Source organism: Brevibacillus panacihumi, assembly GCF_003710985.1.
Taxonomy (GTDB): Bacteria; Bacillota; Bacilli; order Brevibacillales; family Brevibacillaceae; genus Brevibacillus; species Brevibacillus panacihumi.
In genome coordinates this window covers 1-26,069 of the sequence record NZ_RHHT01000002.1, presented here as the reverse complement: position 1 = coordinate 26,069, position 26,069 = coordinate 1, and the positions used below count along the sequence as shown (strand labels likewise).

The 26,069-nt window shown below is 53.0% G+C and carries 25 protein-coding genes; 7 read left to right on the top strand and 18 right to left on the bottom strand.

Features of this window, described 5'->3' with window-relative positions; translation table 11 throughout:
- The first annotated feature begins 7 nt into the window (after nucleotides 1-7).
- Complete coding sequence (locus EDM58_RS00190; RefSeq protein WP_122911529.1) at nucleotides 8-772, top strand: SDR family oxidoreductase; 765 nt, start codon at nucleotides 8-10, stop codon at nucleotides 770-772.
- A 65-nt stretch (nucleotides 773-837) separates the two neighbouring features.
- On the opposite strand, the gene EDM58_RS00185 is transcribed toward EDM58_RS00190, so the two are convergent.
- Nucleotides 838-1,902: a DmpA family aminopeptidase gene (locus EDM58_RS00185; protein ID WP_122911528.1), complete on the bottom strand. Its 1,065-nt coding sequence runs from the start codon at nucleotides 1,900-1,902 to the stop codon at nucleotides 838-840.
- Between the two features lie 42 nt (nucleotides 1,903-1,944).
- The gene (locus EDM58_RS00180) at nucleotides 1,945-2,874 is read right to left on the bottom strand and encodes a dipeptidase (protein ID WP_122911527.1); all 930 of its coding nucleotides are present in this window, start codon (nucleotides 2,872-2,874) and stop codon (nucleotides 1,945-1,947) included.
- A 139-nt stretch (nucleotides 2,875-3,013) separates the two neighbouring features.
- Between EDM58_RS00180 and EDM58_RS00175 the strand changes: the two genes are divergently transcribed.
- A complete protein-coding gene (locus tag EDM58_RS00175) occupies nucleotides 3,014-3,904 on the top strand; it encodes a LysR family transcriptional regulator (RefSeq protein WP_122911526.1) in 891 nt (296 codons plus the stop codon).
- Between the two features lie 303 nt (nucleotides 3,905-4,207).
- Here EDM58_RS00175 and EDM58_RS00170 read toward each other — a convergent pair whose 3' ends face one another.
- Both EDM58_RS00170 and EDM58_RS00165 read right to left on the bottom strand, forming a co-directional pair.
- The gene (locus EDM58_RS00170) at nucleotides 4,208-5,164 is read right to left on the bottom strand and encodes a Gfo/Idh/MocA family protein (RefSeq protein ID WP_122911525.1); all 957 of its coding nucleotides are present in this window, start codon (nucleotides 5,162-5,164) and stop codon (nucleotides 4,208-4,210) included.
- A 129-nt stretch (nucleotides 5,165-5,293) separates the two neighbouring features.
- Complete coding sequence (locus EDM58_RS00165) at nucleotides 5,294-6,532, bottom strand: dicarboxylate/amino acid:cation symporter (protein WP_031305452.1); 1,239 nt, start codon at nucleotides 6,530-6,532, stop codon at nucleotides 5,294-5,296.
- Nucleotides 6,533-6,630: 98 nt separating this feature from the next.
- Between EDM58_RS00165 and EDM58_RS00160 the strand changes: the two genes are divergently transcribed.
- The gene (locus EDM58_RS00160; protein ID WP_122911524.1) at nucleotides 6,631-7,989 is read left to right on the top strand and encodes an aspartate aminotransferase family protein; all 1,359 of its coding nucleotides are present in this window, start codon (nucleotides 6,631-6,633) and stop codon (nucleotides 7,987-7,989) included.
- Nucleotides 7,990-8,073: 84 nt separating this feature from the next.
- Entirely contained in the window at nucleotides 8,074-8,940 is an 867-nt protein-coding gene (locus tag EDM58_RS00155; RefSeq protein ID WP_122911523.1) for a MurR/RpiR family transcriptional regulator, read from the top strand.
- A 76-nt stretch (nucleotides 8,941-9,016) separates the two neighbouring features.
- Here EDM58_RS00155 and EDM58_RS00150 read toward each other — a convergent pair whose 3' ends face one another.
- Complete coding sequence (locus EDM58_RS00150; RefSeq protein ID WP_122911522.1) at nucleotides 9,017-10,285, bottom strand: cation:dicarboxylate symporter family transporter; 1,269 nt, start codon at nucleotides 10,283-10,285, stop codon at nucleotides 9,017-9,019.
- 252 nt (nucleotides 10,286-10,537) lie between these two features.
- Here EDM58_RS00150 and EDM58_RS00145 point away from each other — a divergent pair, with 252 nt between their 5' ends.
- Nucleotides 10,538-11,773 (top strand): pyridoxal-phosphate-dependent aminotransferase family protein, encoded by a 1,236-nt coding sequence (locus tag EDM58_RS00145; RefSeq protein ID WP_122911521.1) that lies wholly within the window; start codon nucleotides 10,538-10,540, stop codon nucleotides 11,771-11,773.
- A gap of 75 nt (nucleotides 11,774-11,848) precedes the next feature.
- Here the strand turns inward: EDM58_RS00145 and EDM58_RS00140 are convergent, their stop codons facing one another.
- The 11 genes from EDM58_RS00140 to EDM58_RS00095 all read right to left on the bottom strand — a co-directional run bounded on the left by EDM58_RS00140 (nucleotide 11,849) and on the right by EDM58_RS00095 (nucleotide 23,418).
- A complete protein-coding gene (locus EDM58_RS00140) occupies nucleotides 11,849-13,153 on the bottom strand; it encodes a (Fe-S)-binding protein (protein ID WP_122911520.1) in 1,305 nt (434 codons plus the stop codon).
- Nucleotides 13,146-14,561, bottom strand: coding sequence for an FAD-binding oxidoreductase (locus EDM58_RS00135; protein ID WP_122911519.1), 1,416 nt, complete (start codon nucleotides 14,559-14,561; stop codon nucleotides 13,146-13,148). Before EDM58_RS00135 ends, EDM58_RS00140 begins: the two co-directional genes overlap by 8 nt.
- 21 nt (nucleotides 14,562-14,582) lie before the next feature.
- On the bottom strand, nucleotides 14,583-15,488 hold the full coding sequence (murQ, locus tag EDM58_RS00130; protein WP_122911518.1) for an N-acetylmuramic acid 6-phosphate etherase: 906 nt from the start codon (nucleotides 15,486-15,488) through the stop codon (nucleotides 14,583-14,585).
- 45 nt (nucleotides 15,489-15,533) lie between these two features.
- Nucleotides 15,534-16,496, bottom strand: a complete 963-nt coding sequence (locus tag EDM58_RS00125) for an ABC transporter ATP-binding protein (protein WP_122911517.1) — start codon at nucleotides 16,494-16,496, stop codon at nucleotides 15,534-15,536.
- On the bottom strand, nucleotides 16,493-17,467 hold the full coding sequence (locus EDM58_RS00120) for an ABC transporter ATP-binding protein (protein WP_122911516.1): 975 nt from the start codon (nucleotides 17,465-17,467) through the stop codon (nucleotides 16,493-16,495). Before EDM58_RS00120 ends, EDM58_RS00125 begins: the two co-directional genes overlap by 4 nt.
- Before the next feature lie 17 nt (nucleotides 17,468-17,484).
- Nucleotides 17,485-18,705, bottom strand: coding sequence for a serine hydrolase domain-containing protein (locus EDM58_RS00115; RefSeq protein ID WP_122911515.1), 1,221 nt, complete (start codon nucleotides 18,703-18,705; stop codon nucleotides 17,485-17,487).
- A gap of 15 nt (nucleotides 18,706-18,720) precedes the next feature.
- Nucleotides 18,721-19,554, bottom strand: a complete 834-nt coding sequence (locus tag EDM58_RS00110; RefSeq protein ID WP_122911514.1) for an ABC transporter permease — start codon at nucleotides 19,552-19,554, stop codon at nucleotides 18,721-18,723.
- A 16-nt stretch (nucleotides 19,555-19,570) separates the two neighbouring features.
- Nucleotides 19,571-20,512 (bottom strand): ABC transporter permease, encoded by a 942-nt coding sequence (locus EDM58_RS00105; protein ID WP_122911513.1) that lies wholly within the window; start codon nucleotides 20,510-20,512, stop codon nucleotides 19,571-19,573.
- A 93-nt stretch (nucleotides 20,513-20,605) separates the two neighbouring features.
- The gene (locus EDM58_RS26350) at nucleotides 20,606-20,740 is read right to left on the bottom strand and encodes a hypothetical protein (RefSeq protein WP_281275072.1); all 135 of its coding nucleotides are present in this window, start codon (nucleotides 20,738-20,740) and stop codon (nucleotides 20,606-20,608) included.
- A gap of 15 nt (nucleotides 20,741-20,755) precedes the next feature.
- Entirely contained in the window at nucleotides 20,756-22,174 is a 1,419-nt protein-coding gene (locus EDM58_RS00100; protein WP_246000451.1) for an ABC transporter substrate-binding protein, read from the bottom strand.
- Between the two features lie 23 nt (nucleotides 22,175-22,197).
- Nucleotides 22,198-23,418, bottom strand: a complete 1,221-nt coding sequence (locus EDM58_RS00095; RefSeq protein ID WP_122911512.1) for an anhydro-N-acetylmuramic acid kinase — start codon at nucleotides 23,416-23,418, stop codon at nucleotides 22,198-22,200.
- 251 nt (nucleotides 23,419-23,669) lie between these two features.
- Between EDM58_RS00095 and EDM58_RS00090 the strand changes: the two genes are divergently transcribed.
- A complete protein-coding gene (locus EDM58_RS00090) occupies nucleotides 23,670-24,269 on the top strand; it encodes an undecaprenyl-diphosphatase (protein ID WP_122911511.1) in 600 nt (199 codons plus the stop codon).
- Nucleotides 24,270-24,334: 65 nt separating this feature from the next.
- On the opposite strand, the gene mscL is transcribed toward EDM58_RS00090, so the two are convergent.
- Entirely contained in the window at nucleotides 24,335-24,793 is a 459-nt protein-coding gene (gene mscL / locus EDM58_RS00085) for a large conductance mechanosensitive channel protein MscL (protein ID WP_122911952.1), read from the bottom strand.
- A 155-nt stretch (nucleotides 24,794-24,948) separates the two neighbouring features.
- Here mscL and EDM58_RS00080 point away from each other — a divergent pair, with 155 nt between their 5' ends.
- Nucleotides 24,949-25,284 (top strand): hypothetical protein, encoded by a 336-nt coding sequence (locus EDM58_RS00080; protein WP_122911510.1) that lies wholly within the window; start codon nucleotides 24,949-24,951, stop codon nucleotides 25,282-25,284.
- A 340-nt stretch (nucleotides 25,285-25,624) separates the two neighbouring features.
- Here the strand turns inward: EDM58_RS00080 and EDM58_RS00075 are convergent, their stop codons facing one another.
- Nucleotides 25,625-25,828, bottom strand: a complete 204-nt coding sequence (locus tag EDM58_RS00075; protein WP_122911509.1) for a hypothetical protein — start codon at nucleotides 25,826-25,828, stop codon at nucleotides 25,625-25,627.
- Nucleotides 25,829-26,069 lie beyond the last annotated feature (241 nt).

The window sequence follows — 26,069 nt, the reverse complement described above, 5'->3', positions numbered from 1 at the left end:
TATGGAGATGACAAGATTGGAAGGAAAGATTGCGTTGGTAACGGGAGGAAGCCGCGGAATCGGAAGAGGCATTGCCCTGCGTCTGGCAAAAGAAGGTGCATTGGTGGCCGTTCACTATGGCAAAAATCGAGAAGCAGCTCTGGATGTTGTGGAAACCATTACCCAAGCAGGAGGTCAAGCCTTCCCCATCGAAGCGAATCTGGACACCACTTCGGGAGTTGAGCAATTGATTGCGTCCCTCGAAAGCGAGCTTTGCAATCGGACAGGACAAAGACAGTTCGATATTTTAGTAAATAATGCAGGAATCGGGACTTCCAACGATTTGGAGAAGACCACCGAGGAAGAGTTCGATAGGGTGTTTGCTGTAAACGTAAAGGCCCCTTTTTTCCTCGTCCAAAAATCATTGCCTTTATTGCGAAACGGAGGACGCATCATCAACCTTTCCTCCGGTGTCACGCGAATTGCCTATCCCCATATCATGGCATACAATATGACAAAAGGCGCAATCAACACATTCACGCTTCATCTGGCTAAGCTTCTTGGACCGCGCGGTATCACTGTCAATGCTGTATTGCCTGGCATTGTCGATACGGATGTAAACGCTTCTTGGCTGCACACCGAGGAGGGACAGCAGCATGCCAGCGAGATGTCTGCTCTCGGGAGAGTCGGGACTCCTGCCGACATTGCGGACGCAGTCGCCTTTCTCGCCTCAGAGGATGGCCGCTGGGTTACTGCACAACTGCTTGACGCCACTGGCGGCTCACATCTGTAAGACAATGAAAAATGCCCGATCCAATCTGGATGGGGCTTTTGCTGTACTCTGCTTTCTATGCGATGTCAATTGGTTGATGAAAAGCTCAGGGCATGAATCGTATTGCCTTTTCTTCCCGTAGTGGTCACCGCTTGGGAGAGAGAGTTGTAGATCGCCTCTTCCGTCGCTTCGGCACTTGCTGCAAACAGCTCGTTCATCAGCGGGTGATCCTCGCGAAGCTGCGTGCGCGTCTCCGTCCATCCTGTCGCCTGGTGCGGGATCTTGTGTGCGGTCGAAAAGGCAATCACAATATCTCCGCTCCCGTGGCCGAAGTGGCTTCCTGTCCGCCCCAGACCAATCCCCGTCCGTTTGGCGAGACGCAGCAATTGCCGGTCGCTTACAGGGGCATCTGTCGCCAGAACGATGATGATAGAGCCGTCAGCAGGCTCCTGAAGGACAGGGCTCCCTGACTTCAACAGCTCGATACGCAGATCTTCCTTTCGTCCGAAGTTGCTTAACACCAGAACCCCTACTGTATAGCTGCACGCATCATCAACCCTCACGATCCGGGAGGAGGAGCCGATCCCTCCTTTGTAGCCAAACGCGACCATGCCCTTGCCCGCACCGACAGCGCCTTCTTCGACAGGCCCCTCAGAAGCGCAGCGGATTGCCTCGATGGCATCCTGCGGAGTAACGGCGCAGTGGCGGATAGAGTTCAGATGGCTGTCATTGCACTCTCCCACCACAATATTGATTGTCCCGGTCGTATCTCCTATCTCTTCATGTCCGTCCAGCATGTATTGCAGGGTCCCCTGCGTGACTGCCGGAACAGAGAACGTATTCGTCAGCATGATCGGCGATTCCAGCACACCCAGCTCGTTTACCTGCACGAGCCCGGTCGTTTTGCCGAAGCCATTCAGGACATAGCTTGCTGCGGTTACTTTTTCGCGGAACAGGCTGCCGCCATGCGGGAGGATTGCAGTCACGCCTGTGCAAGCGTATTCACCTTCCCCCACGTCAAGAGGATGGTCCAGTGTTACATGCCCCACACGCACACCCGCCACATCCGTGATGTCATTTTTTTCACCAGTCGGCAATTTGCCTACGATCAAACCGTGCGTACGAATCTTTTGTCTGTTCTCCTTCACCATAAAAGCTGCTTCCTTTCCTTTCACTGTGGAATCGTAGTTCCTTTACACCGGGCGATTGCGCAAGAAGTTCTCTCCTGCGAATCCGCGCACCTGGTCTTCGGAGTACTGCTTCAGCAGCTCGTTGATCAGATTCTGCGAATCCCCTGCGTGCTCCAATCCTACGATCTTGGTATTGATCCCGTCGAAATCAGAGCCGAGTCCGATGTGTTTCTCGCCGCCCAGGGCGCAGAAATGGTCGATATGCTTGATCAGGTCAGGGATCGTGACCTCGCCTTCCTCTTTTTTGATAAACATCGTCACATAAGTGATATGTAGCATGCCGCCCTTGGCAAAGAGCGCTTGCGCCTGATCATCACGCAGATTTCGCTGGTGATCGCACAGAGCTCTTGCATTGGAATGGCTCGCGACAGGGTATTTTGCCAGCTCGATTACATCCCAGAAGCTGCCCTCGCACAGATGGGAAACATCTGTCAGGATTTTGTGCTCATTATGAAATTTCACAATCTCCTTGCCAAACAACGTCAATCCGCCGTTTCTTGTCTCATCCGCACCATCTGCTGCCAAATTGGCATGGTTCCAGGTCAGACCGACAGAACGTACGCCTAATTGATGGAGAAGTCGCAGCTTGCCGAGATCATTGCCGATCGGCTCTACTCCCTCGAGCGTCAGAAAGGCCCCGATTTCTCCATCCTGCAAACGGTCAAAATCGCTCCATTCTTTGATCTGCTTCATCTCTGGATTTTTTGCCAGGACTTCGTTATAAAAGTAATCAATCTGATCCAATGCACACTGGAAGCGTTGCTCTGACTTCATTTTATCCGGGGTGTAGATCGCGTACGCCTGTACCTTCACGCCCCCCTGCTGCAAACGCTGCTTGTTTGTATCCAGCTCTTCCCCATTTTCATAGGACAACTTTCCGTCCGAGTACCAAAGCTTTAACAGGGCGTCACAATGAAGGTCGATAATATGCATAGATTCGCCATCCTCTTGATCAGAATTTTTAGATACATTGCTACTTATTAAGTTGTAAGGTAATGTATTTTTATATAGAAAGCAAATAAAAGATTACCATATCCATCATTAAAAATTCACATAACGGAGCGCACAGCCTATGAACATGGAGCAAATCGAAGCGTTTATTTTCGTCTCGTTGACAGGAAGCTTCAGCAAGACAGCGGAGCTCTTGTATCTCTCCCAGCCAACCGTAAGCATGCGGATCAAAGCGCTGGAAAGCTCCCTGGACTGCAAGCTGTTTCAACGATCTGGCCATATGATCTGCCTGACCAAGGAGGGCGAGATCTTCCTTCCCTACGCCAAAAGCATCCTCCACTCTCTGCAGGAGGGGCAACAGGCGATCCAACGCTCGTACGGGGACATCGAGGGCGAGTTGACGATTGCGACGGTGTTCGTCGCGGCCTTCTACATCCTGCCAGATCTCGTGGAGCAGTTTCAAAAGCAATATCCCAAAGTCAAGCTGACGATCTTGACCGGACACTCGCATCAGGTGCTGGACATGGTGCTCAATCACGAGGTCTCGTTTGGCATTGCCAGAGCGGTGACTCACCCGCAGATCAACCAGATTCAATTGATGTCGGATCAAATGGTGCTGGCTATCTACCCGGAACATGAATTTTCCTCGCGTCAGCAAGTAACGATTGAAGACGTGGCTCGCGAACGATTGATCCTGTTCAACCGGGGGTCGCTGGACTGGAAGCTGATCGACAGCGCCTTTACGCACTACCAGCTAAAAAACCGGGTGGTCATGGAGGTAGACAATATCGAGGTTGTGAAGCGCATGGTCAAGCAAAAACTCGGAATTGCCTTCGTCCCCCGCTTTTCCATTCAAAAGGATTTGGCAAGCGGCGAGCTGCACGAGGTAGGGGTGCTGAACCTGCCGCAAATCAACCGCAATTTTGAGCTGATCTATTTGAAGGATACGCCGTTTCATGGGATAATGCGGACGTTTATCGATTTTTTGATGCAGAGCAAGCTGTTGCAGTAGCTGGGTGGGTCAAGTATTGCGGCTGTAGTGGGGAGAATCAGGTTTCCCGTCTTTGCCCCGTTCTTCGTCCGCAAGGACGTTTTGACTGTCCGCTCCGCAACGCTTGGCGGGGAATCGCAAAAGCAGCCGACGCTACGAAGTAGCGCAGGGTTGCGATTCTTTTTCCCGCCAATCGTCGCTCCGCTGGGTGGGACTACGCAATGGGCTGCGACCGGAAACCTGATTCTCCCTCGTAGCTAATAGCTATCAACAATGAATGAATATATAGGAATGAGAGTGCTGAGCGCACTCTCATTTTTTGCATTAAGCCTTACCAAGCAAATCCTCCAGCACCTTCTGCACTTTTACACCCGTATCGAAGGTCACGAGTCTCGCCTCTTCCCCGTTCATTTTCTTCACTATTTCGTCCAGAAGCTGGATTAGGCGCTCGTTGAGAGGGACGGTGACGGGCTGGGGCACTTCTCCCTCTTTTCCGAAATGGAGGTTCGTCCAGTTTACAAGACTAAGCGTCCCCTTGGTCCCGTAAATGCGGTAGTCCAGGTGTTCCTGATGGGCGATTCCTGCCAAGCCATTAATGGTGACCGGAGTTCCGTCGGGACCTTGCAGATAAGCTGCTACCCCGATCTCACACGCTTCGGGATCAGCTGGGTAATCCACATCGGAGCGGATCACCTGCAAATCTCCAAACAGCGCATAAGTAAGATGGACGAAATGGGGCAGCACCTCTCGGATGAATCCGCCCTGCTCCCGTCCCGCCAACCAGGCAGCCTGCTGCCAGGGGCGCGGCCATTGGTGAAAGTGGGTGAGAATATCGATGCGGCGAATCGTGCCCAGCTCGGGCAGACGGGCAATCATTTGCGGCAATACGGTTTGGTAGTACATCGGGAAGTGCATCGCATGGACGACCCCCGCCGCTTCTGCAGCTTCTAGCATTTCCTGGGCCTCTGCCAGCGAGTTGGCCAACGGCTTTTCGCACAGCAGATGCTTCTTGCGCTTCAATACCTCCAAAGCGATCGGATGATGGTGCTTGGGCGGCACAGCCAGATAGACCAGATCGATGTGCATGTCATCCAGCATCTCCTGATAGTCGGTGTACCAAGCGGCATCTCCCGCCTGCTTCGCCGCTTCCTTGGCCCGCTCCTCCGAGACGTCGCTGATAGCCGCCACCTGGCAGCGCGAGTGGTTCGCAATGGCTTGAATCATCCGATCCCCCATCACTCCCGCACCGATGATCCCGACTTTGTATGTTTTTTCGCTCATTTTCCATCCTCCGAATCTGTCCGTTTTTACTCCCCCCTCCCTTCGAGATTGGGTAAAAGCTTTCCTGCTTTCCTTTCCAAATCAGCAAAAGAGCCTGGACACATTCTCCAGGCTCTTGCTTTTGAGTTCCTAGCCGGCAACCTGCTCTTCAACCGGGTGAGGCTCTTTGCGGAAGACGCCTTCCCACTTGGCCACAGCGATGCACGAGAAGACATGTCCAAACACATTGACTGCTGTACGAGCCATATCGATGATGCGGTCGATCCCGATGATCAAGGCGACCCCTTCCGGCGGCAGACCGACTGCCGTGATCGTCGCCAGCAGGATTACCATCGATGATGACGGTACAGCGGCGACTCCTTTGCTGGTCACGATAAAGAACAAGACCATCATGAGTTGTTGCGACCAGGTCATGTCAATGCCGAATGCCTGGGCAATAAAAGGTCCTGCAATCGTCAGGTAAAGCGTCGTTCCGTCGGAATTCAAGGGCATTCCAGCAGGGATGACAAACGAAGTGATATACTTCGGGACCCCGTACTTTTCGAGGCGCTGCATGAGCTGCGGGACGACTGTTTCCGTACTTCCGGTCGATGCCCCTACGATCATCAGGTCCCACACCATTTTGTAGATTTCTCTCAGCGGTACTCGCAGCAGGAACGCGATCACGGTAAACAACCCGAACACGACGACAGCCAGTCCCAAGTAAGCGGTTCCAATCAGTTTCAAGAGAGGAATAATCAATCCGATTCCATACGTGCCAATCGTCGCAGACATGAGCGCAAATACGCCGATGGGCGCCGCCAGCATGACCATGTTTACCAATTGAAAGGAAGCCTTTGAGGCAATTTCAATGATCGAGACAAACGGTTTTGCTTCGTTCCCTAGCTTCACTAGGGCAATCCCAAACATAATACAAAAGAAGATGACGGCGAGAAGATCATTTTTTGCCATGACATCAATGATATTCGTGGGGATGATGTTGAGCAGCAAGGTGCTTCCGTCCAGCACTTTGGAGGTATTGGCAGAAATGTTGGAGATATCAGCCTGTGGTAGATTGCTCAGGTCAAGTCCCTTTCCCGGCTGTACCAGGTTGGCGATGGCAAGGCCAATGAAGAGGATTAGCGTCGTGATGAACTCAAACCAGATCACCGTTTTGACTCCGATCCGGCCCATCCGTTTGATGTCGCCGATCCCCGCGATCCCTACCAGCAGCGTCGTGACAATGACGGGAATCACGATCATTTTGAGCAAACGGATAAAAGCGTCGCCCAAAATCTTGATATCTTTTCCGATCTCGGGAAAGAAGTGACCAAATATGGCGCCCAATATGGTAGCAGCTAAAATATAAAAGGCAAATCTCGTCTTCATAACATTCCTCCTGTTCAAAAAATTCACGCCCTTGAAGTGATTATTGCAAAAGAAATGCATTCATGCAATAATAATTTCACAAACAAGGAGGTAATGAAATGAAAATTTCATCGCTGCAGACAGCCTTTCAATCGAACCGTCCCAAATCCTCTGCTTTCTTTGAAAAAGCCAAACAAACCATGTCTGGAGGCGTGAATGGCAATCTTCGCTATTTTGCGCCGTTTCCGATCATTTTTGAAAAAGCAAAAGGCGCGACTTTACACGATGTAGATGGTCACGCCTACGTGGACTATCTTCTCTCCTATGGGGCATTGATGCTCGGTCACAATCATCCTGAGATACTGTCAGCCGTTCAGCGAGTGTGGGACGAGCAAGGGACGAGCAGCTTCGGGGCCACTCATCCGCTGGAACTGGAAATGGCGGAAGAACTGGTCGCCTTGTTCCCCAGCTTCGACCAAATCCGCTTCACCAACTCCGGACTGGAAGCTACTTTGTTCGCCCTGCGTCTGGCACTGGCGGCCACCGGCAAGACACATGTGGCAAAATTTGAAGGCCACTATCACGGGGCCCACGATCACGTCCTGCAAAGCGTGAATCCGGAGTTGGGAGCAGCAGGTGAAGCTGCGGCCCCACTGCCTGTACCGGAATCCCTCGGAACCCCGGACTACTACCGTGAGCACAGCGTCATCCTGCCGTTCAACGACTGGGATGCGTGCGAGCGCATACTCACCGAAAAAGCAGCTCAAATCGCCGCGGTCATCATGGAACCGATGCTTTCCGGCTATATCGCTGCAGAGCCGCAGTTCATGAAAAACCTGCGCGACTTGACCACACAATTGGGAATCATCCTGATTTTTGATGAAGTGAAAACCGGCTTCCGCATCGAGGTAGGCGGCGCGCAAACCTATTACGATGTAGAACCTGACTTGACCGCGCTGGGAAAAGTGGTCGGCGGCGGATTCCCGATCGGCATCGTAGGGGGAAAGCGCTCGATCATGGAGCTGGCATCTCCTCTGCGTTCCCATAAAAAGAGCGAGGTCGTCTTCCACAGCGGCACCTTCAACGGCAATCCGCTGTCCATCGCAACAGGCTTGGCGACGATTCGCTATCTGAAACAGCCCGGCAACTTTGATCAAATCGTCCAGCGTACCCTCGAGCTGCGCACAGGCATTGACGAATTGGCGAAGGAGTACGGCCTTCCGCTGCAGACGCTCGGAACAGGCACAATCTTCAACGTGTTGACGACGCAGGAAGATGTTCACCACTACCGTGATCTCGGGGCCAACCGCAACCAGCTTCGGCTGGCGCTGGATTATTTGCTGATGGAAAACGGGGTCTACTCCAAGCCTTTGAATCGCTTCTCGCTGTCGGCTGCGCACGGACCTGAGGAAATCAAGGCAACTCTCGACGCTTTTGAAAAAAGCATGGCCGCGCTGAAGCAAGATCCATTGGCATAAGGGTTGGGCTGATGATTGTCTCCATGTGCATCCTATCGTATACTTAACCCAGCATTTGTTGGACTGTATACGAGGTGATCCCATTTGAGTCAAGGCCCTACCGTACTCTTGAAAATCTCCCAGCTCTATCCCCAGATGAGTCCGTCGCAGCAGGCGATTGCGGATCTCATCCTGCGCGATCCAGAGTCTGCGGCCTTTTATAATGTAGCAGAAATGGCAAGAGAAGCTGCCGTCAGCGAATCTACGGTCACTCGATTCGCCACATTTATTGGCTATTCCGGCTTTCCCGCTCTTTCCCGCGAGCTGCAGGAGCTGGTTCGCTCTCGGCTGACGACCGGGGAACGCTTCCAGCTTACGAGAAATGCGACGAAGGCCGAGCAGCAAACGGTCCTGCAGCATTTTGAGGAAGATATGAACAATCTGGCGCTGATGATGGAGCGAATCGATCTGAACGTCCTGGAGCGGGTCGTACAGCTGCTGACGACAGCCAACCGCATCGGCATTGCCAGTTCTCGCGGCTCCTTGTCGCTCGGAATGTTTTTCGATTTTTACCTGAATTTGTTGAACAAAGAAACGTATCTCTTCAGTGGCGAGCCGCGCACGGTAGACCGCATCCTGCGGCTCGCTCCCGGAGATGTCCTCGTGGGAATCGGCTTTGCCCGCTACACGCGCTTTATCGTAGATTGTCTGGCGGCAGGGAAAAAAAGAGGAGCCCGGATCGTCGTCATCACCGACTACCCCTCCTCCCCTCTCTGCCAATACGCCGATGAGGTGTTGTTTACCCCCACAGGCATCGCGTCGCACATGGATTCCTTCGTTGCGCCTATTTCTTTGCTGACCGCCATCCTGCGCTCGATGTCGCTTAAGGATGCGGATGTGGCGACGAATTTGCTGAATGAGATGGAGGAGTCCTGGCAGGAGCTGGGGATTTATTATGATCCGAAGAAATGAATGAACGACAAAAAAGGCGCGTTTGAGCTTTTCATGGCCCAAACACGCCTTTTCTTCTTCTATAATCAACATAGTGTTAAGCGGCTTTCCCTGAAACTTCACTGATATACTTCTTGGCCTTGGCTGTGTCGAACTGTCCTTCCCAGCGGGAGATGACAACGGCAGCCAGAGAGTTTCCGACTACGTTTACCACGGTGCGTGCCATGTCCATCAGACGGTCAACACCCGCGATAAAGGCAAGTCCTTCGAGTGGAATACCGACCGAACCGAGTGTAGCCAGAAGAACGACGAACGATACGCCCGGTACACCGGCAATCCCTTTGGATGTCACCATCAAGACGAGCATCAACGTGATCTGAGCGCTGATCGGCATGTGAATCCCGTACATTTGGGCGATGAACAATGCGGCCAGTGCTTGATACAGCGTGGAACCATCCAGATTGAACGAGTACCCAGTCGGGATAACGAACGAGGCAATCGCCTTCGGACATCCCAGCTTCTCCATTTTTTCCATGATTTTTGGCAAAACGGTTTCAGAGCTGGACGTCGAGTAGGCAAGCAGCAGCTCGTCCTTCAAAATGCGAATGATCTGCGTGATGCGAATCCCGCTGATCCGGGCGATGATGCCCAAAACCACCAGAATAAAGAAGATCATCGCGAAATGAACTAGGAGAACCAGTTTGCCCAATGGAACCAGGGAACTCAAACCAAATTTGGAAACAGTTACGCCAATAAGCGCGAATACCCCGAATGGAGCGAATTTCATGATCGTATTCACGACCCAGAACATGGCATCCGCCACACCCTGGAAGAAAGAAAGCACCGGTTTGCCTCTCTCTCCTACCGCGGCAATCCCCAATCCAAACAGAACGGAGAAGAAAATGATCGCCAGCATGTCGCCGCGTACAATAGCATCAAACACGTTTTTCGGAACGATGTTGACGAATGTCTCCACAAATCCGTGGCTTTGGGTTGTCTCCGCTGTCTCCACGTAAGTATGGATATCTGTTTTTTGCAGGCTTGACATGTCTACGCCTACACCAGGCTGGAACACATTGGCTGCGAGCAAACCAATCACAATTGCAATCGTGGTAACGATTTCAAAATAGAGAATGGTTTTACCGCCAATTTTCCCCAGCTTTTTTACATCCCCTACACCGGCTACTCCCACGATCAAAGTGGAAATAACGATAGGAACGACAATCATTTTAATCAGGCGAAGAAAAATATCGCCGATCGGCTGCAAGTAGGTAGACACGGCCGGGTTGCCATAGAAAATAGCACCCACGAGAATACCCAGAATGAGACCAACGACAATTTGAATCGCTAAACCAAATCGTTTCATCCTGACACCTCACTATCCATGATGTAAATCTGCAAGTAGGCCGCTGACACTAGTGACGAATTAGGGAGGTCTCTAATATATCACGAATTTGTAACAAAACCGTTGTTTTTGAATTTTTAAACTATATTAAACTTATTTATATAAATTAAAAATATACTGAAATTTTTATCGTTTTTAAAGGACTTTGGTCCGCAATGTGTAAGTCTTTTACAACGTTTCTGGCAAGGATAATCGATCGAGGAGGCGGTACGTATGTTCAAAGAGCTCTCTCCTTCCCTGCGGACAATCCTGACACCGGGTCCAGTCGAGGCTGATCCAAGAGTTTTGCGTGCGATGAGCACTCCGATACTGGGTCAATTCGACCCAGAATTTACTCACATCATGAATCAAACGATGCAGATGCTGAGGCAGCTATTTCAGACGGAGAACGAGTGGTGCTTCCCCATCGATGGAACCTCGCGGGCGGGCATCGAAGCGGTTTTGTGCAGTCTGATTGAACCTGGCGATCTGGTGTTGGTCCCAATCTATGGGCGCTTCGGACATCTGCTGGTGGAAATTGCGGAGCGCTACGGTGCGCAGGTGGCAATGATGGAGACGGATTGGGGGGAGGTTTTTGAGCCGGAGCGGGTGATTGCAGAGATCCAGCGCATCCGGCCGAAGATCGTAGCTATGGTTCATGGAGAAACCTCGACAGGACGGATACAGCCCTTGCGGGAGATCGGGGAAGCCTGCTGCATGCTGGATGTTCTGTTCGTCGTCGATGCGGTCGCTACCATCGGAGGGACGCAAGTCAAGGTGGACGACTGGAAAATCGACGCGTGCATCGGCGGGACGCAAAAATGCTTGTCGATCCCCTCGGGGATGGCACCGATTACCTTCAATGAACGGGTAGAGGCGGTCTTGCGCCAACGAAAAAAGATCGAGCGGGGATTGGCAGAGCCGCAAGCTGCTTTGCTCGGACAAGAGCGGATGATCCGCAGCAACTACTTTGATCTGAGCCAACTGATGGATTACTGGAGTCCGACGCGGCTCAATCATCACACGGAAGCGACAACCATGCTGTACGCTCTGTACGAAGGAGTGCGGATTGTACTGGAGGAAGGGCTTGAGGAGCGATTCGCCCGTCATCGGCTGCATGAAAAGGCCCTGGTACGCGGGCTTGACGCCATGGGGTTGACGCTCTACGGAAATCCAGCCTGCAAACTTCCCGTCGTAACCTGCATTGCGATTCCCGATGAAGTGGACGGTGAATCGGTCCGAGCCATGCTGCTCGATGATTTTCACATCGAGATCGCCAGCTCCTTCGGTCCGCTCAAGGGGAAAATTTGGCGGATCGGCACGATGGGCTACAGCTGCCGCAAGAAAAACATCCTGCATCTGCTGGGAGCATTGGAAGCCGTACTGCAGCGCCATGGAGCCAAGATCCACTTGGGGAGAGCAGTCCAGGCTGCGCTTGACGTCTATCACGAGACCAAGCAAAATATCTGATTCCACTGAGCACGACCACAAAAAACAGCCCCGATCTGATTCCGGCAATGAACGGGAATTCGATCAGGGCTGTATTTAGTTCGCTTTCATTTTCTGCACTCGGGCCAGCAGGTCGACCAGATGAACGGCTTCCATCCGCTCCTCCAGTCCTGCTCGCTTGATGCCTGCTTTCATCTGCAAAAGACAGCCGGGATTGGAGGTAACGAGAATATCAGCCTGGGTCGCTGCCACATGACCCATTTTTTCATCCAGCAGGCTGCCTGCCATCTCCGGCTGCACCAGATTGTAGATGCCGGCCGAGCCGCAGCAGCGGTCGCCTTCTTTCAACGGCACATAAGTTGCGCCCGGAATGGATTGCAAAAGGTTCACAGGCTCTTTTGTCACCTTCATGCCATTGCGCAGATGACAGGAGCTTTGGTAGGTGACGCGCTGCGGCAGGGAATCCCAAGCTTGGGGCTCTGCGGACATCGCCAAGACCTCGCTTACGTCCTTGACCCGTGACGCGAACCATTTGGCTTGCTCCTGCCACTCCGGATCGTCGTGGAGGAGGTGGTCGTATTCCTGCAGCAAGGCTCCGCATCCTCCGGCATTGGAGATGATGAGATCCACCTCGGCCTCCTGGAAGGCCGCGATGTTTTTGCGGGCCAGGCTTTTCGCTGCTTCACGCTCCCCGCTGTGGGCATGGAGGGCGCCGCAGCACACCTGACCTGGGGCTATGACCACTTCGCAGCCCGCTTCTGCCAACAGGCGGACCGTATTTACGTTGGTCTCCTGAAACAGGACATCCATGATGCAGCCGTGAAACATACCTACACGCCGCTTGCGCTCTCCAACAGCCGGGATGACGGTCGCTCCCAGTCGCTGCGTCAAACTCCTCGCTGAAGCATCCGGCATGATGGCTTCCATCTCTCGCATTTGTTTCGGCAGGATGTTCAAAATCCCCAGCTTGCGCACAGCGGTCTGCAGCCCGGAACGCTGGTATAAGCCAAGCAGTCCCCCCAATCGGTTGAGCCGCGACTGATGCGGAAACAGATGGGTGAACGCCGTCTTGCGCACCAGGCGAACATACCAGGGGTGCTCCTGCACCTGTTCGATTGCTTCCCGGGTCTGTTCGATCAATTGTCCGTAGGGGACGCCTGCCGGACAGACAGGCTCGCAGGCGCGGCAGCCCAGACAGAGATTCATCTGGTCGACAAAATCCTGATCCGGCTCCATGACGCCGTCTGCCACGGCTTTCATCAAGGCGATCCGACCGCGTGGGGAAGCCGCCTCGTAGCCAGTCTCGCGAAAAGTCGGGCAAGCGGGCTGACAGAAGCCGCAACGCATACAGTTCGCCAGTTCTTCATAGTCGAGATTTTTCTGCAAGGCTTCTTTAAGCACGGTTGACCACCACTCTGTTCCGGGATTCCTTGGCGAACATCTTGCCGGGATTAAGCAGATTATGCGGATCAAAGGCGCGCTTGATGCCCTTCATCACTTCCATCCCGGCAGCACCTACCTTCCATTCCAGGTACGGCGCCTTGACGATGCCCACACCGTGTTCTCCCGTGATGGTGCCGCCCAAGTCGATCGCGGCAGCGAAAATCTCTTCAAACGCCTGCTCCACCCGCTCGATCTCTTCATGATTGCGTGCATCCGTCATGCAGGTCGGATGCAGATTGCCATCCCCCGCATGTCCAAACGTGCAGATGTTGAGACCAAAACGATCTGTAATTTTCTGAATGGCTGCGACCATCGGCGCAATCTGGGCACGCGGCACTGTCGCATCCTCCAGAATCGTCGTCGGGCGCATCCGCGACAGGGCTGCCAAGGCGCTTCTTCTCGCGGTCATGACTTCGTCTGCTTCTTCGTCTGTCGTTGCCACTTTGATCTGAACCGCTTGATTTTTTTGGCAGATCGCAGCAATCCGCTCCATGTCCCGATCCACGATTTCCGCTTCGCCATCCTGCCCAATCAAAAGAATCGCGGCTACATCCGTCGGCAGACCGATCTGCTTGAAATCCTCCACGACGCGAATCGTTCCCTGATCCAAAAACTCGAGCGTCCCGGGAATGATCCGGTTGGCGATGATGTCAGACACAGAGCGGGCGGCCTGCTCCATGTCTGCGAACATCGCCAACATGACGCGCTGGGTAGTCGGCTTGGGAATCAGCTTGAGAATCGCTTCCGTGATGATTGCCAATGTCCCTTCGCTCCCGACCAAAAGCTTGGTCAGATCGTATCCCGCGACGTCCTTCATCAGCTTGCCTCCGGTGCGAATCACTTCTCCATTGGGCAAGACAGCTTCCAGACCGAGTACATAATCCTTTGTCGTCCCGTATTTCAAGCCGCGCAGCCCTCCAGAGTTGAGCGCGATGTTGCCGCCGATCGTGGAGATGACCATGCTTCCCGGGTCAGGCGGATAAAACAAACCTTTTGCTTCGACCGCCTGATGAATATCCACGGTGCGAACACCCGGCTGTACGGTAATGGTCAGGTTTTGCTCGTCGATTTCGACGATTTTGTTCATCCGATGCAGGCTCATGACGATTCCCCCGCCGACTGGGACAGTCCCTCCGCACAGGTTGGAGCCGGCTCCGCGCGTCACGATCGGAATCTGATGGCGGGCTGCCACCTGCACGACCTTTTGCACCTCCGCTGTGCTTGCGGGCATCACCACAGCGTCAGGCAAAGCCTGCTGCATCGGCGTCGCATCATACGAATAGGCGACCAGCGCCTCCTGCCGGTCCAGGCAGTTCTTCTCGCCGACGATCGCGCGAAGCTCGGCTTTTATCGCATCTGACAACATGGGAATCCTCCTCTCCTTTTTCTAACTGTACTGCTGGATCGCTTCCCGGATTCTTCCCTTGGTTAGTTTCAACAGACGCATGGCTTCTTCCCTGCTCGTCCCGGTCAATCGCATCAAAATCGCTGTTTTGGCATCTCCGTCTGCAAGCGTGGAGAGCTTTTCCGCCTCCATGTAGCTGACTCCGGTCACTTCCATGATGATTCTTTTTACCCGCTCCCGCAGCTTCTGGTTGGTCGCCTGTACGTTGACCATCAGGTTGCCGTACACTTTTCCCAAGCGAATCATGCTAGCGGTAGTCAGCATGTTCAGCACCAGCTTCTGCGCGGTTCCTGCTTTCAGGCGTGTGGATCCCGTCAATACTTCCGGGCCGACCACCACTCCTATCGCGACGTCGACACCTTCGTTGATGACCGCTGTTTCATTGCAGGAGACGGCAATCGTCTTGGCTCCAATCGCCTGGGCTTCCTTGAGCGCACCCAGTACGTACGGCGTCCGGCCGCTGGCGGCGATGCCCACGACGACATCCCGCTCCGTAACCCCGTGAATGCGCACATCATCTCGTCCCAGCTCTGCGGAATCCTCCGCACCTTCTACAGCGCGGACCATGGCTTTCTGTCCCCCTGCGATCACACCCTGCACCAGCTCCGGAGGGGTCCCAAAGGTCGGCGGACACTCGGAGGCATCCAGAATGCCCAGCCGGCCGCTCGTTCCTGCGCCGAAGTAAAAGAGACGCCCCTCATTTTCTAGAGAAGCTACGATGATGTCTACCGCTTTGGCGACTTCATCCAGCACATTTTCCACGGCGTAGGGAACCTTTTTATCCTCGTCGTTCATCCGTTGTACGATCTCTCTGGAGCTTAAACGATCCAGATCCGCCGTATTACTATTTTTTTCCTCAGTCATCAAACCTTGCAAGTTCTCCATCATCTTCACTCCACCCTCCTCTGTTCTCATACTCGCGGCAAGCTCTCGTTACTCCAGATGGCAAGAGACCCAGTGGCCGGCTGTTTGTTCTTTGAGCGGAGGAACTGTTGTTTTGCAGATCTCCATGCAATGACGGCAGCGCGGGTGAAACGTGCAGCCCGCAGGCGGATTCGCCGGACTCGGCATGTCTCCCTCCAAAATAATGCGCTGGGTTGTCTGATTCGGATCGGGCACGGGAACTGCGGAGAGCAGCGCCTGCGTGTAGGGATGGGTCGGTTTTTCATACAAGGATTTCTTGTCCGCCACCTCCACCACTTTCCCCAGGTACATGACGGCCACCCGGTCCGATATATGGCGTACCACGCTCAAATCGTGGGAAATGAACAGATAGGTCAGCTTGAACTCTTTTTGCAGATCCTGCATGAGATTCAGAATTTGCGCCTGGATGGATACGTCCAGGGCGGAGACAGGCTCATCCGCGATAATCAGCTTGGGGCGCAGGATCAGCGCACGGGCGATTCCGATCCGCTGCCGCTGTCCACCGGAAAATTCGTGCGGAAACCGGTTCAACTGCTGCTTGGACAAACCGACGATTCCGATCATTTCCTCCACTTGCTTGCGCCGTTCGGCTGCCGAACCGATCCCGTGGACGATCAACGGGTCCTCCAGGATCTGACCGATCGTCTTGCGGGGATTCAGCGAGGCGAACGGGTCTTGAAAAACCAGCTGCATATTGCGGCGTGCCCTGCGCAGCTCGGTCTCATTCAGATTGCGGATATTTTCCCCCTCGAACCAGATCTCACCGTCCGTTGGCTCGATCAGGCGGAGGATGCAGCGGCCGGTTGTCGATTTGCCGCAGCCGGATTCGCCGACAATACTGACGGTTTCTCCCGGATAGACAGTCAGGTTGACCCCGTCGACTGCCCGAACTACTTTTTCTTTGCTGAAAAACCCTTGCTTGCTCGTAAAATGCTTGGTCAATGCCTTCACTTCCAGCAGTGGTTGGGTCATTGCGCATCCTCCTCACCGTACAGCCAGCAGCGGCATTTTTGCGTATCCGAGATGGTCAACAGCTCCGGATTTTTGTTCCGGCAGATCTCCATCGCCTCCGGGCAGCGCGGTGCAAAACGGCATCCCGCAGGCATTTCCTGCAGCAGCGGAACAGCTCCCGGTATCGCATCCAATCTCTCCTGATTGGTGTCCAGACTTGGCATCGAACCCAAAAGTCCGCGCGTATAGGGATGTTTGGGCTCGTCGAAAAGCTGTTTGACGTCTGCCTCTTCGACGATCTGTCCGGCGTACATGACGATGACGCGATGGCACATCTCGGCAACGACACCCAGGTCATGGGTGATCAGCAGAATGGAGGTGCCATGCTCATCCCGCACCTTTTTCATCAATTCCAGGATTTGCGCCTGGATCGTTACGTCCAGAGCGGTCGTCGGTTCGTCGGCGATCAGCAGCTTGGGCGTGCAGGCCATCGCCATTGCAATCATGACGCGCTGCCTCATGCCGCCGGATAATTGATGCGGGTAGTCGTTGATGATCTCCTCCGCACGCGGGATGCCGACCTCTTTGAGAAGCTGGATCGTCCGTTCCTTGGCTTGCTGCCGGTTCATTCCCAGGTGGCGGCGGAGAGGTTCTCCGATTTGCTTGCCGATCGTATGGAGCGGATTGAGCGAGGTCATCGGCTCCTGAAAAATCATCGCGATCTGATTGCCGCGAATGGCTTCCATCTGTTTATCTGTCAAGGAGAGGAGTTCTTTCCCCTGAAAGCGGATGCTCCCCTCCAGCTGTACATTTCGTCCCAATAGCTGCATCACAGACAGGCTGGTGACGCTTTTCCCGCAGCCCGATTCGCCTACGACGCCGACAGTCTCGCCCGGCTCTACAGTCAGGCTTACCCCCTCGATGACGGTAAGCTTTTCTTTTGCTTGCAGAAAAGAAGTGCGTAAATCACTGATTTGTAGCATGGCTGTCATGGGTGCTCCCCCTTTGCTCAGGATGTGCCGACAGGCTTGATACGGCTGAAAATCTGGTTGTGATGCGCGCGACGCCAGGCGTTCATCGCTGTATGCACAATCGGGTGAACGCGGTTGGTCAAGGTAATAAGGGTAGCCCCTCGCACCGGGTCAGACCAGATGGAGGTTCCCGTAAAGCCGGTGTGTCCGAAGGCCTTTTCCGATAAAAGGTCTCCACCTGTACAGCCGTGCGCGATCTGATCCAGTGTCCCGCCTGTCGCCGACGCCTCCCAGCCTACCGCTCTTCGCGGGACGGCTGACCCTGTCTGGGCCCGGGCTGCGAACGAAAGCAGAAGGGGGTCGATGCGCACAGGTGCATCCTCCGCTGTCCAGATGCGCATGTAGCGCGCCACATCTGTCAGGGTGGAAAACAAGCCGGCATGGCCGCTCACGCCTTCAAGTCCATGGTAGGCATTGCAATCATGCACATCGCCGCGAATGACGTCCTGCCTCCAGGCAAACCCTTCGCATGCCGCTCGCCAGCCTGCTGCCCGCGGGTTCTCTGCAGCTTCCAGCTGCCAAATATACTGCTCGGCCATATTCCATTCGAATGGAGTGCCTTCTTCCGCAGGAGCGATGACACAATCGCGCAAGGCGGAATGCGACTGCGGCCGATAACCGGTATGCGTCATCCCGCTCGGCTCGAAGATCCATTGCTTGGCCAAAGCGCTCAGCTCCGTCTGCCAGACCTCTTCCAGAATGAAGCCCAGCAGCATAAACCCAAGATCGCTGTACACGACCTGTTCGCCAGGCTTGTAGATCATCTGCTCTTCCGCGATCATGCGCAGGTATTCCTGCTTTCCGGAGCCTTTTAGGAAAAAGGGTCTCCATGCGGGCAGACCGGAAGAATGGGTCAAGAGGTGGATGATCTTGATTTTTTCCTTCTCCGCCCTTCCTTGTCCTTCTCCCAGCTGCGGCAGATGCGTCACGACGCTGTCCGTCAAAGACAGCTTGCCTTGCTGCACACTCATCAGGATCAGCGGCAGAGTCACCACGACCTTGGTCAAGGAAGCCAGATCGTACAGAGTACGCTCCGTCACCACAGGTTCCTGCTCGCCGCTCCCTGCCTTGCCCCGGCAAACCGTAATCGCCGGCTTGTTTTCACGATGCAGCCATACCGCTCCACCGGGGAAAATTCCTTGGCTGATGCCTAGATCCAGGCTCTTTTCGATTTGCTCGACGATCGCCAACTCGTCCATTCGCTTCCCTCCTGCTTATTTGCCGCGATGACGCGGATCCAGAATATCGCGAACAGCATCTCCGAACATATTGCAGGACAAAATGGTTACCGTCATGGCAACGCATGGCCAAATAATCATGCCGGGAGCCAGTTCCATATAGCGGCGCGCTTCCGAAATCATGCCGCCCCACGACGGATCAGGCGGTTGAATCCCCAGTCCGAGAAAGCTGAGCGCAGATTCCGTCAAAATCGCACCCGAGATGGCCAGAGAAGACTGCACCAACAGCGGTGCCGTCACGTTGGGGAAAATCTCTTTAAACAGAATACGCGGCGTGCTGGCTCCGATGGCGCGGGCGCTCTCCACGAATTCGAGGTTTTTGATCGAGAGGACCGCCCCCCTCACCGTTCTCGTAAAAATCGGAATGTTTACGATTCCGATCGCCATAATCGTATTGAACGTCCCGGGCCCCAGCGCGGCTACAATCGCCAGCGCGAGCAAGATCTCGGGAAACGCGAACAGGACATCCATGACGCGCATAATGAAGCCGTCAATCCAACGGCCGAAGTACCCGGCAATCAAGCCAAAAATGGTCCCGAAAATAACGCTGACCATGACGGCGGAGATCCCGACAACCAGGGAAACCCGTGCGCCGTAGATGACCCGGCTCAACAAATCGCGCCCGAACTGATCCGTCCCCAGCAAAAAGGTATCCGAGCTGCCTTCCATCCGGTTGTTCTGAAACATCTCGGTCGGATCATGGGGAGCCAGTACCGGGGCAAGAGCCGCAATTACACAAAGCAAGGCGAGCAATATGGAACAGATAACGGCCGTTTTATTGGCCCAAAATCGTTTACGAAAAGTGCTCATGTCTTATCCCCCCGTGTCAGTACTTGATTCGTGGATCAATCCAGGTGTAGATCAGGTCGATGAGCAGATTGACCAGAACAAAGACCAGGGCGACAAAGAGCACGCCTCCCTGCACGACCGGATAATCACGCTGGTAAATCGCTTCAAGTACGTACTGGCCCAGGCCAGGAATCGAAAAAAGCTGCTCGACGATGACGGACCCTCCGAGCAGATACCCAATCTGCATGCCGGCGATCGTCACGATCGGAATGGATGAATTGCGGAAAGCATGACCCATGACGACGGTCCATTTGCTGTTCCCTTTGGCTCTTGCCGTACGAATGAAATCCTTGTCCATGGTTTCCAAAAAAGCTGAACGGGTCATCCGCATGACCCCGGCAGCGACCACAATCCCCATCGTCGTAGCCGGCAGGACGAACACCTTGAATGCCTCGAGCGGATTCTCCCAAAAGCTGACCACGTCAATCGGCGGAAACCAGTTGAAATACAAGGACGTCACCAGCAGCAAGAGTGTACCGATCGCAAAGTTCGGTACGGAAATTCCCAGCAGGGTCGCGACACGTACTGCGATATCTGTCTTGGAATGTGCGCGAATCGCGGAAATAATCCCAAAAGGAATGGCGACCAGCCACCCGATCACGACAGCAAAAACAGTCAATTGCAGCGTAATGCCAAAGCGTTTGATGATCTGCGGCAAAATTTCCTCGCCGGAGTGGACTGATACGCCGAAGTCCCCCTGCAGGAGTCCCCCCACCCAGGTCAGGTATTGCGTGACAAGCGGTTCATCCAGTCCCATGCTTTTGCGCAAAGCCGCGATCGACTCTTCTGTCGCGTTGGTCCCGAGCATGATCGAGGCAGGGTCACCCGGCACCAGATGCAGGATGGTAAAAACCAATACAGAGATTCCAAACAAGATCGGGATCAAGCTGACAAGTCGTTTGAACAGATAGGCTCCCACTAAGGTCCCTCCCTCTTTTCAAACCTCGCGTGGAGGCAGGCAGTTAGAAACATGGCTCCGCCAAATCAGTAGGCGGAGCCACAATGAATTATGCTACTTGATTGAGGCTCTGACCAGCGCGAAGCTCTCTCCCGCTGCAGATGGTGAAAACTCGATGTTGTCGCGTACAGCGTAGAAATTCTTCGGCGATGCCAGGAACAGGTTTGGAACATCTTCCTCTACAAGCATTTTTTGAGCTTTCTCTTACATTGCTTTGCGTTCTGTCTGGTCGACAGCCATCAGAGCGTTTTGTACCAGCTCGTCATAAGCAGGATTGGAGTAGTTCCATACGTTGGCGGAACCTTCCGTATGGAAGAAGAAACGCATGGAGCGGTCAGCGTCCACACCGGAAGTGTTGCGTCCTACCATCAGATTGCCGTCTTTGGATTTCCAGACATCGATGTAGTTGCCCCACTCAAGCTGGTTGATTTTGGCGTTGATGCCGATTGCTTTCAACTGTTGCTGCAAAACTTGCGCGGTCTCGACCATATCCGGGTACGTTGCAGCTGTATCGATTTGCGTCTCGAAGCCATTTGGATAGCCTGCTTCAGCCAGCAAAGCTTTTGCCTTTTCTACGTTGAGCTTGTAAGAGTCATAGCTGTTGGTATCCAGCGCCCATCCTTTTACAGCAGGAGCGATTGGGCCAGTCAGAGCAGCTTCGCCTTTCCAGACTGTTTGTACGATTTGGTTGCGGTCTACTGCATAGCTGATCGCTTGACGCACTTTCGGATCGTCAAACGGTTTTTTCTTCACGTTGATGCCCAGGTAGCTGTATTCCAGCGATTGATAGCCTTTTACTTCCACGCCCGGCTTGCCTTGCAAGAGAGTCGCCGAATCTGCGGAAACCATGGAGACGTCGATTTTGCCTGCGCGAATCGCAGCCAGACGCTCTGCTTCGTCTTTCATGATCTGGAACTTGATCGTTTCTACCTTCGCGAGATCGCTGCGGAAGTAGTTCGGATTTTTCTTCAGCAGTACGTATTGGCCTGGCTCATATTTCTCCAGCATGTACGGTCCGCTTCCCGCTGTATCCTTGGTCAGATCCTCGGAGCCAACTGGCACGATCGAGGTGGAAGCGCTGCTTGTGTTTGCCATGAAAGCTGCATCAGGGTTTTTCAGGTGGAACACGACAGTAGTCGGGTCTTTCACTTCGATGGACTCCAGGCTGGAGAAATACGATTTGGAGATCGAGCCTGTGTCCGGATTCAAAATGCGCTCAAACGTAAATTTCACGTCTTCCGCGGTCAAATCCTTGCCGTCGTGGAATTTCACGCCTTTTTGCAAGGTGACGGTAATGGTTTTGCCATCATCAGACGTTTCCCATTTTTCTGCAAGATTCGGGATGAGCTCCATGTTTTCATCCAGCTTGGTCAAGCTGTCGTAAATCAGGGAATAGATGCGTACGCTGGAAGCCGCCGGAACCTTGTGCGGATCGAAGCCAACCGGCTCCTGCTCGGCAGCCACGATCAGCTCTGTTTTTCCTGAAGCTTGCGGCTGTTCTTGCGTCTGACCTTGTTGTTCTTGCGGCTTCGCCTGTTCAGACGGAGCGGTTCCTCCCCCGGAGCAAGCCGAAAGAGCAAGGGACATAGATAGGAAAATTCCTGCCAACACGCGTTTCTTCACGATGTTACCCCCTACGTTTTCTTTTAAAAGCAAATATTTCCTAACGGCACGGCTCTTTTTGCTCCCGTAACAGACGGGACATTGGAAGGCCGGCCCATTAGTGTCTCGTGGCCCAGAATGGCAAAAGCGACCGCTTCCTTCGCATCGTCCGGCATACCGAACTGCTGCGTCGTCATCACCTTCATGCCCGCAGGCAATTGCTCCTGAAGCATGCGCAGAAGGGTTTGGTTGTGAGCCCCTCCGCCTGAGACGATCACTTCTTCTACTTTCGTATGCGGCAGCACATGCTGGATATACGCTTGGGCGATAGTCGACGCCGTCAATGCTGTCACCGTAGCGATCAAGTCTGCGTCACTGATCCCCTGCTGCTTGGCCTGCGCCATGAGCTCCTGTGCGAATGCTTTGCCGTACACTTCCCGCCCGGTGCTTTTCGGCGGCTGGAGTTGATAGTACGGGTCCTGGAGCAAGCGGTCAAGCATTTCCTTGCAGACCTGGCCTGTTGCAGCCCATTTGCCCCCTTCGTCATACCGCATTCTTCCGTCTGTAACCAGGTGAACAATCTGATCGATAATCATATTGCCTGGTCCTGTGTCGAAAGCGACGACTTTTTCGATGTCTGCGCCTGCCGGAAGAATGGTCACATTGGCAATTCCGCCAATATTTTGCAAAAGCCTTCCCTTCTGCAGATCGCGGAAAAGAATGTAGTCTGCATACGGGACGAGAGGCGCTCCTTCACCGTCTGCAGCCAGATCTCTGGCGCGAAAATTCCCGACCACCGGGATCCCTGTACGCTCAGCCAAAAGGGACAAATCTCCGATCTGCAGTGATGCCCGAACCTCTGTCGGGCCAGTCGGTCCCGGAAAAGGAGTACGGCCAGCGATATGCCAGACAGTCTGCCCATGCATGCAAATCGCATCTACATCGACAGCCTGGATGGCTGCCTTCTTGATCAATTGCTCAACGACGCAGGCATACCACTCGGACAAGCCGTAATGCGCTGTCGTCAGCTGATCGATTCGTGCCGACTCGACACTGCACAGATTCAGCACGTACTCGCGCACTTCATCGGAATACGGCAGGTACGTAAATTCTCTCAATGATGCCTGCTCGATCTCCCCACTCGCATTGGTGCGAATCTCTACCAGTGCGGCGTCAATCCCATCCAGCGATGTTCCTGACATCAGACCGATGAGCAAATGATCACTCTTCCTACGGTAGTCCAGCAAACTCGCAGGTTGATTCATCCTACTCCCCCCTGTACGGGATTCTTTACCAAGATTCTACGATTTTCTCAATGATTACGTTTTCATTATATGAAATAAAATTACACCGGTCAATCAGATAGTAGTAAACAATATTTCCAACGAAAAAGAAAATTTTTGGCTTCCTTACAGTTTTGTAAGGAAGACGTAAGATTGTTCGATTTGAATAGGGGGTCTATATAGGGTATTTTCATTATTATCCGCTACCTGGAAAAATCAAGGAGGCATTTAGAATGAATCTTTGGGAGATCAATATCTCTTTTTTTCGCAGCATTAATGATCTTGGAAAAACATACAGCTTCCTCGATCCCGTTTTTTACACGCTAGCCGAGCATACCGTTTTTCTGCTGGCTCTCGCTGTTCTTTGCTATTGGTTTACGAGACGTCACGACAATCGGGTCATGGTCATCAGCGGCGGCCTTTCCTTTATTATGGCGGAAATCTTGGCGAAGATCGCCGGCTTGATCCACTATAACAGCCAGCCGTTTGCCGAGCTGCCCGACGTCCATCAGCTGGTCCAGAAGACGGTCAACAATTCGTTTCCCAGCGACCACACCATTCTCTTTTTCACCTTTTGCTTTACCTTTTGGCTGTTTGGCAAGAAATTTCGGCTTGCCTGGCTGCTTCTCGCATGCTGTGTGGCGATTTCCCGAATCGGGGTTGGGGTTCATTATCCGTTCGATGTGCTGACAGGTGCCCTGTTTGGCATGATTTCGGCTATTTTTGCCTACAAATTTGTGCCTGGAGCTCTTCTGACGCAAAAACTCCTGGCCTTCTACAACAAGGCGGAACAGGCTGTTTTACCGGGAAAAGACAAGGCAAAAGACATGTAAAAGAAAAAGGATAGAGCAAGGTCCGCAGTTCGGAACCCTGGTCTATCCTTTTTTTGGTAAAATCTCTACGCAAGCTCCTTCTCTTTCGCATCCAGCACAGAGGTGCAGTTGGGGCAACGCGTCGCCTGCAACGAAATCTCTGTGATGCAGAACGGACATTCCTTGGTGGTAACAGGCGGCTTGGCTTCTTCCTGCTTTTTCTTGAACCGATTCAATTGCTTGATGAAGATAAAGATCGCGAAGGCAATAATCAAGAAATCAATCACGGAATTGAGGAACAAACCGTAATTGATCGTAGCGACACCTGCTTTATTCGCTTCCTCAAGCGTTTTGTAGGTGCCATCTCCGAGAGCAATGAAAAGATTGGAAAAGTCCACCTTCCCCAGCAGAAGGCCAATTGTTGGCGTAATCAAATCATTGACGAGCGATGATACAATCTTTCCGAAGGCCGCCCCGATCACGACACCGACGGCAAGATCGATCACATTCCCTTTTAGGGCAAATTCTTTAAACTCTTTCAGCAATTTCTTCTCCTCCTCATACAAAGGACAGGGCAGACATGCAGGTAATGCGTCTTGCATCCAATCCTCTTCTATTCTACACTTATTTTTGAATTCGACAAATTCTGTAACGATTTAGTGGACCTCAGCATTGTTTTTGATAAGGAGTTCGATCAGCGATGATTTCCCTCGAGCAACAGCATGATCCCTGGTTAGACCTTGCAAGAGATCAGCTCATCCAGGCGCTCGTCCAATACAAGCATAAACCGTATCTGCCCGTCTGGGGAGAACTATTTTCCGCTCTGCGGGAAATCGCCAAGCTGGGAGAACGCAAACAAGAAAATATACGGATCTATTCGGTCTATCCCTCCGGTACGCTTTGGTATGTATTTCGAGAAAAGCAGTATCTCGCAGACTTGCCGGAACCAGGCATCACCATCTCATTGACGCAGGAACAATTGATCGACGCACTGCTGCAAGGAAGTTTCGCCCCTCGTTTCCCGGATTCCTGTTAGTACAAAAGAAAAAAAGTCCCAGGTTTCTCGAACCTGGGAGAGGGTAGTACGGAAGTATTCACGTGAATAACCTAATACTATATCCTTTGACCCATTTATTCTAGCAGTACATTTAGGTATTGCAACCTAATTTAACCTATGCCTTAGGATTTTGGAAAAGGAATTTGGGCAAAAAAAAGAGGCGACTCTGCTGCACAGTTTTGAGCCGCCATCCCGAACTTCCCCAAGTTCGTTCATACAGGCATTGTACTATGAAACTCTTCTATCGAAAAGTGTCAGCTTTTGTTTTTTAACGAAATATTTGAAATATAACTCGATTTTCCCCTTTTTTCTGCCATTATCACCGTTTTGCTCCCCCCGCTTTGGTCCCAAATATGATATGCAAATAGACGTATTGGCTGATGCTTACCTTTGGAAACACAAAGAGAAGATTGGATTTCCCCGGCAATTGCCGAAGGGAGTACGGGATATTGCTGCTGTTCATCTTCTTGCGGATACTTGCCGCTTCCCTCCAGGTTGTAAAAAATTCTGCATACTGTTCCATATCGGCATCACCTCAATGCCGCTAGTATGCCCGATTTCCGTACCATTTCATGCCATTTAGGATGAGAAAAACTGCGTCCGTTTATTTGTAGTCCTCCGGCTGTAGTGGAAGGGAGGAAAAAGGGAAAAATGCTTCAGGCGGGTTGGGATCTTTGCTGGGGGCTGGCCATGACCGGCTCCACTCCAAAGGCGGAACCGCGGCCAAAAGCAGCCATTTCGAAGAAGTGATTCAGGGTGTAGAG

Excerpts from the sequence above, each read along its gene's own strand:
- EDM58_RS00095 (WP_122911512.1), bottom strand. The coding sequence starts at position 23,418 with ATGAATCAACCTGCGAGTTTGCTGGACTACCGTAGGAAGAGTGATCAT.
- murQ (WP_122911518.1), bottom strand. The coding sequence starts at position 15,488 with ATGATGGAGAACTTGCAAGGTTTGATGACTGAGGAAAAAAATAGTAAT.
- EDM58_RS00160 (WP_122911524.1), top strand. The coding sequence starts at position 6,631 with ATGAAAATTTCATCGCTGCAGACAGCCTTTCAATCGAACCGTCCCAAA.
- EDM58_RS00170 (WP_122911525.1), bottom strand. The coding sequence starts at position 5,164 with ATGAGCGAAAAAACATACAAAGTCGGGATCATCGGTGCGGGAGTGATG.
- EDM58_RS00135 (WP_122911519.1), bottom strand. The coding sequence starts at position 14,561 with ATGTTGTCAGATGCGATAAAAGCCGAGCTTCGCGCGATCGTCGGCGAG.
- EDM58_RS00150 (WP_122911522.1), bottom strand. The coding sequence starts at position 10,285 with ATGAAACGATTTGGTTTAGCGATTCAAATTGTCGTTGGTCTCATTCTG.
- EDM58_RS00185 (WP_122911528.1), bottom strand. The coding sequence starts at position 1,902 with ATGGTGAAGGAGAACAGACAAAAGATTCGTACGCACGGTTTGATCGTA.
- EDM58_RS26350 (WP_281275072.1), bottom strand. The coding sequence starts at position 20,740 with ATGCTTGTAGAGGAAGATGTTCCAAACCTGTTCCTGGCATCGCCGAAG.
- EDM58_RS00165 (WP_031305452.1), bottom strand. The coding sequence starts at position 6,532 with ATGAAGACGAGATTTGCCTTTTATATTTTAGCTGCTACCATATTGGGC.
- EDM58_RS00110 (WP_122911514.1), bottom strand. The coding sequence starts at position 19,554 with ATGAGCACTTTTCGTAAACGATTTTGGGCCAATAAAACGGCCGTTATC.
- EDM58_RS00120 (WP_122911516.1), bottom strand. The coding sequence starts at position 17,467 with ATGACAGCCATGCTACAAATCAGTGATTTACGCACTTCTTTTCTGCAA.
- EDM58_RS00075 (WP_122911509.1), bottom strand. The coding sequence starts at position 25,828 with ATGGAACAGTATGCAGAATTTTTTACAACCTGGAGGGAAGCGGCAAGT.
- EDM58_RS00125 (WP_122911517.1), bottom strand. The coding sequence starts at position 16,496 with ATGACCCAACCACTGCTGGAAGTGAAGGCATTGACCAAGCATTTTACG.
- EDM58_RS00180 (WP_122911527.1), bottom strand. The coding sequence starts at position 2,874 with ATGCATATTATCGACCTTCATTGTGACGCCCTGTTAAAGCTTTGGTAC.
- EDM58_RS00080 (WP_122911510.1), top strand. The coding sequence starts at position 24,949 with ATGATTTCCCTCGAGCAACAGCATGATCCCTGGTTAGACCTTGCAAGA.
- EDM58_RS00090 (WP_122911511.1), top strand. The coding sequence starts at position 23,670 with ATGAATCTTTGGGAGATCAATATCTCTTTTTTTCGCAGCATTAATGAT.
- EDM58_RS00190 (WP_122911529.1), top strand. The coding sequence starts at position 8 with ATGACAAGATTGGAAGGAAAGATTGCGTTGGTAACGGGAGGAAGCCGC.
- EDM58_RS00115 (WP_122911515.1), bottom strand. The coding sequence starts at position 18,705 with ATGGACGAGTTGGCGATCGTCGAGCAAATCGAAAAGAGCCTGGATCTA.
- EDM58_RS00145 (WP_122911521.1), top strand. The coding sequence starts at position 10,538 with ATGTTCAAAGAGCTCTCTCCTTCCCTGCGGACAATCCTGACACCGGGT.
- EDM58_RS00175 (WP_122911526.1), top strand. The coding sequence starts at position 3,014 with ATGAACATGGAGCAAATCGAAGCGTTTATTTTCGTCTCGTTGACAGGA.